This window comes from Lysinibacillus sp. GbtcB16 (genome assembly GCF_019091145.1).
Lineage (GTDB): Bacteria > Bacillota > Bacilli > Bacillales_A > Planococcaceae > Lysinibacillus > Lysinibacillus fusiformis.
The window spans coordinates 1-254 of record NZ_JAGXJV010000627.1 but is presented as its reverse complement, the minus strand read 5'-3'; the positions used below and the strand labels follow the sequence as shown (position 1 = coordinate 254).

Genomic DNA, 254 nt, shown 5'->3' with positions numbered 1-254 from the left:
AACATAGCCTTCTCATTAAGCTATTGGGCAGTGTAATCACGACATGAGGGCAGCCGATGCCGACTACCTTTTCTTTCATGGACATGATATCTTGAACAAATTTTAGTTGAAGTACTGGACAGGAAAAATAAAATAAGATGGGCTGCATTTCTCTAACAAACGGCATGCATCTATTTTTTGCATAATCCAGCCACTTCACGGAAAACATATCCTTAACAAATCTATGGGCTAGTTGGGTGAAGTTTATGTTTTCT

The 254-nt window shown here is 38.6% G+C and carries 1 protein-coding gene; it reads right to left on the bottom strand.

Features of this window, described 5'->3' with window-relative positions; all coding sequences use genetic code 11:
* On the bottom strand, nt 1-199 hold a 199-nt coding region (locus KVT27_RS25450; RefSeq protein ID WP_217582254.1), incomplete at its 3' end, for a hypothetical protein.
* Between the last annotated feature and the right edge of the window lie 55 nt (nt 200-254).